This window comes from Agarivorans sp. 1_MG-2023, assembly GCF_030548385.1.
In the GTDB taxonomy this organism is placed as follows: domain Bacteria; phylum Pseudomonadota; class Gammaproteobacteria; order Enterobacterales; family Celerinatantimonadaceae; genus Agarivorans.
In genome coordinates, this window is record NZ_JAUOSJ010000028.1 from 1 (window position 1) to 4,745 (window position 4,745).

The 4,745-nt window shown below is 44.2% G+C and carries 3 protein-coding genes and 3 tRNA genes; 5 read left to right on the forward strand and 1 reads right to left on the reverse strand.

The annotated features are described in order from the left end of the window. Positions 1-76 (reverse strand) — tRNA-Val (locus tag Q4592_RS21705). 230 nt (positions 77-306) lie between these two features. Here Q4592_RS21705 and gltX point away from each other — a divergent pair. From gltX to Q4592_RS21730, 5 genes are all read left to right on the forward strand, one after another. Further along, positions 307-1,794 (forward strand): glutamate--tRNA ligase, encoded by a 1,488-nt coding sequence (gene gltX, locus Q4592_RS21710; RefSeq protein ID WP_303516922.1) that lies wholly within the window; start codon positions 307-309, stop codon positions 1,792-1,794. A gap of 622 nt (positions 1,795-2,416) precedes the next feature. Next, the gene (locus Q4592_RS21715) at positions 2,417-2,728 is read left to right on the forward strand and encodes an STAS domain-containing protein (protein WP_137674979.1); all 312 of its coding nucleotides are present in this window, start codon (positions 2,417-2,419) and stop codon (positions 2,726-2,728) included. Continuing rightward, on the forward strand, positions 2,728-4,425 hold the full coding sequence (locus Q4592_RS21720) for a fused response regulator/phosphatase (protein WP_303516924.1): 1,698 nt from the start codon (positions 2,728-2,730) through the stop codon (positions 4,423-4,425). Before Q4592_RS21715 ends, Q4592_RS21720 begins: the two co-directional genes overlap by 1 nt. A 144-nt stretch (positions 4,426-4,569) precedes the next feature. After that, positions 4,570-4,645, forward strand: a tRNA-Ala gene (locus tag Q4592_RS21725). 23 nt (positions 4,646-4,668) lie between these two features. Then, positions 4,669-4,744 (forward strand) — tRNA-Ala (locus tag Q4592_RS21730). Position 4,745: the final 1 nt, after the last annotated feature.

A 4,745-nucleotide genomic window follows, 5' to 3' on the forward strand; every position in this document is an offset into this window, starting at 1 on the left:
TGGTGGTCGCTACTGGGCTTGAACCAGTGACCCTCGCCTTGTAAGGGCGATGCTCTCCCAACTGAGCTAAGCGACCGTCTTGTGGGGGCGTATTATAGGGTGGTCTGCGGAGGTGTCAACGCAAATTTAAAGGAAACTGACTGCTTGCGCAAATTCTCGTCAAAATGCCCAAATTGGCAGCTTTGATGAGGCAATTATTAGCAAATAAAGCGTGATATGAGTATAGCTGCTGTCTAGCGAATTTTAGCGGGTGTGGTAAAATCCGCGCCATTCAACTCGGTCAATTTACTTAACTAGAGAATAAACATGACAGTTCGTACTCGCGTAGCACCTTCGCCAACAGGTGACCCACATGTAGGTACCGCCTACATCGCACTATTTAATTACTGTTTCGCTAAGCAACATGGCGGCGAATTTATTCTACGTATTGAAGATACCGACCAAGCGCGCAGCTCGCGTGAATCTGAGCAAGCTATTTACGACAGCCTAAGCTGGTTAGGGCTAAGCTGGGATGAAGGTCCAGACTGCGGCGGCAATGCGGGCCCTTACCGTCAAAGCGAGCGTAGCGATATTTATAAAAAATATGCTCAGCAGCTGATTGATGAAGGTAAGGCATTTTACTGCTTTGCTACTTCTGAAGAATTAGACGAAATGCGCAAGCAGCAAATGGCCGAAGGTTTACAGCCTAAATACGATGGCCGTGGTTTAACGCTAAGCGCCGAAGAGATTGCTGCGAACCTGGCAGAAGGTAAGCCTTATGTAGTTCGCATGAAAATCCCAGAATCGGGCAGCTTTAGCTTTAACGATTACCTGCGTGGCAACGTAGAGATCCCATGGGAACAAGTAGACATGCAAGTGCTACTTAAAGCCGATGGTTTGCCAACCTACTTTTTAGCTAACGTGGTAGATGATCATTTAATGGGCATTACTCACGTGTTCCGTGGTGAAGAATGGCTAAACTCGGCGCCAAAACTGCTTAAATTATACTTAGATTTAGGTTGGGAAGCGCCAGTATTGGGCCACATGCCATTGTTACGTAACCCTGATAAGAGCAAGTTAAGTAAGCGTAAAAACCCAACTAGCGTGAACTACTACCGCAAAATGGGCTTTTTACCAGAAGCAATGCTTAACTATTTAGGCCGCATGGGCTGGTCTATGCCAGACGAGCGTGAAAAATTCACCTTGGCAGAAATGATTGAGCACTTCGACATGAAGCGTGTGTCATTAGGTGGCCCCGTATTTGATGTTGAAAAACTTAAATGGTTAAACGGTTTGTGGATCCGCGAAGAACTAAGTGATGAGCAACTAGCCCAACGCTTAGTTGAGTGGGCTTACAATCAAGAAACCTTGATGAGCATTATTCCTCAAGCTAAAGCACGTTTAGATGTGTTTAGTGATTTAGCGCCTTTAGCTGGGCATTTTATCTCAGGCATGCCTGAATATGCACTAGAGCTACTTACTGGCGGTAAACTAGAAGAAGAGCAAGTGCGTAGCTTGTTACAAATGTTTATTTGGCAGCTAGAAGAGCAGCGCCAGTGGGACAAAGACACGGTGTTTGCTGTTGCTAAGCAATTGTCTACTCACTTAGATGTGAAAATCCGTGACTTCCTAGAGCCTATTTTTGTAGCGATTACCGGCAAAACCAGCTCAACATCAGTGGTAGATGCAATGGCGATTCTAGGATCAGATATGAGCCGAGCGCGATTACGTTTTGCGTTAAGCCATATTGGTGTGAGTAAGAAACAAGCTAAATCATTAGATAAAGCTTACCGCGCCTATAAAGCTAGCTGGTAAACCTTTTTGTTTAATGTAAAAAGCCAACTCTTAGAGTTGGCTTTTTTTGTATTTTCTAAAGTGAATTGTTATACCAATAACATGCTGCCACAGGCTGCAACCAGTAAACCTAGCGCCAGCAAGAACTGCAATTGAAGTTTAATACTCATCGGGTTCCTTAAATATGCATCAGTAGTAGCGTCATCATGCTACAAGCTTCCACCTCAAAACCATGAAACGCTTCACAGTTTGTTTTTTGAACAAGCAGTTAAGTGTGAAAATCCTCGGTAGATCCCATTTATTTTGTGATTTTTTATTAGTTTGTTAACTAAATTGACACAATCGTTCAACATGCTGTTTTCTGCTGATATTTCGTTGGCTATTATGGCTTAACGTAAATCAACTTTTTAAGTGACTTTTATGTAAATAGGGGTATGTGTTAATCACATCAACTGCTATTGTTGCTAGGGTGATTGTCACTAATGGAGTGTTGTTTTTATTGATTAATTGGAAACAATAAACCCATTCAAAAATCACCAGTGTTGCAAGCAAGGAATGCTTGTATAGGGCTTGAACGCAGTGCTAAATATGAGGCATGTAAGGGTGATTCCTTGCTGCTCATTATTCGCTATAAGGAGATCTGATGTCTATCAGTAGTCAATTAAATCAAGATTTGGGTCAGTTAATTATTTGTATCACTGGGCGCTTTGATTATTCACTGCACCGAGATTTTCGCGCTTGTTATGAAAATATATCAGTTGAAGGAGTGCAACTTATCCTTGATTTAAGTGCCGCTGATTATATGGATAGCTCAGCGCTTGGCATGATGTTGTTACTAAAAGAGCATGCTGAAAAGAGTCAAGCCTTGGCCTTAACTATACGTAAGCCATCGCCCGCTATTCTAAAAATATTAGAAATAGCCAACTTCGACAAATTACTCAAAATAGAAAACTAGTGCACGAAGATCTTACGTTTAGTTTTCTAAACAAAGCCGTTAAAGGCACCGCCTTAGTAGTGGACGATACACGTATTAATCGCCTGTTGTTAGGCAAAATATTGGGCGACATAGGCTACCAAGTAGTACATGCCGAAAACGGTGAAGAAGCGGTTGAGGTTTTTAAGCAGCAGCCAGTCGATATTGTTTTTATGGATATATTGATGCCGGTGATGGACGGTTATCAAGCCACTACCGAAATCAAAAAGCTTTGTGGCAGTAAGTTTGTCCCAGTATTATTTGTTACTGCCCAGAATGAAGTAGATGCATTGGTTAAGTGCATAGCCAGCGGCGGGGACGACATTTTATTTAAGCCTGTCCACCAAGCAGTGCTAAAAGCCAAAGCGCTGGGTTTTGAGCGCACCAAAGCTATCTACAACGAAATAAGCCGATTACATAATCAACTGCAAGAAGAAGAAGAGCTGGCCGAGCGAGTATTTAGTAGCGCAGTGGCTAATTCTTACTGCGCAGATCGCGAGTTACTGGTGTCTTTAAATAGCGCCTCTACTTTTTCAGGAGATGTTGTGCTGGCCGAATATCGACCGAACGGTGATATTCATCTGTTGTTAGGCGACTTTACCGGCCATGGTTTGCGAGCGGCTATTGGTGCCATGCCAGTGGCGGATATCTTCAGGGGTATGACGCGAAAGGGATACACTGCAGACGCTATTTTGCGGCAAATAAACAAACGGCTGCATCGCTTGTTACCTACCGGAATGTTTATGGCGGGTACATTTGTTGAGGCATCGTTACAGCAAAAGTCGCTTACTGTTTGGAATGGCGGCATGCCAGAACTACTTATCTACAATACTCAGCAGCAAGCAATGCGTGAACGTTTGATCTCTGAGTCACTGCCTCTTGGCATTCAAACTACAGTAGAGCTCAATCTAAAAACCATCCCATGGTTGCCTAACGACCACATCGTATTGCTTAGCGATGGCGTAACAGAAGCGGTGAACGTAGAAGGAGAAATGTTTGGCGAGCAGCGCTTAGAAGCCGCCTTTAATAGCCGCAGCGGGCAACCTTCTTTTATCGCTTGTATTCAACAGCAATTGGAACGTTTTTGTAATGGGGCAGAGCAGTTAGACGACATCAGTATGGTGGAAATCCCTGATTTGCTTAATCGACCTAATGCCGAAGCCGCCAGTACTTTTGCTGGTTCAAATCAGCCTAGAGGGAAGTGGCGCTGGCAACTTTGTTTAGACGTAAACAGCTTGCAACAGTTTACGCCAATCCCCTTGTTAATGACCACTCTGCAAGAACTTTCGGTTCATCAAACCGATCGAAATATATTATTTACCATTGTGAGTGAGTTATTTAATAATGCTTTTGAACACGGCGTGCTTGGGCTTGAGTCTTCGATTAAAACCTCAGCGGAAGGTTTTGAAGAGTATTACCGCCAGCGTAAGCGCAGAGCTAAACAGTTAAGTGAAGGCTGGGTTAACATTACTATTGATTTTGATGGCCAAGCTAGTCGCCAATTTACCATTGAAGTCAGCGACAGTGGCAAAGGCTTCGATTTAAGCAAAACCGCCACAAACGATCCTGCACAGCAATATTCTGGGCGAGGGCTAAAATTGGTGGAGTCCCTTTGCGAAAGCTTAGATGTTTTGGATAAAGGGACAAAGGTGAGCGTTATTTATCGCTGCCAACATTAAGCCAAATTTGAGTAATCCTCCGCTAATTGTTGGCTAATTGAGCAAGTGGCGCGTTTCTTAGGAAAAACGGTTGACACTATTCCGCTGGCTGCTTAGAATTCTGCTCGCTTTCAAGGCTTATTGTGTTGAAAGCAGTGTGATTTTGGGGCTATAGCTCAGCTGGGAGAGCGCTTGCATGGCATGCAAGAGGTCCGCGGTTCGATCCCGCGTAGCTCCACCAATTCACATCCCATACCGTATATCGGGGCTATAGCTCAGCTGGGAGAGCGCTTGCATGGCATGCAAGAGGTCCGCGGTTCGATCCCGCGTAGCTCCACCAA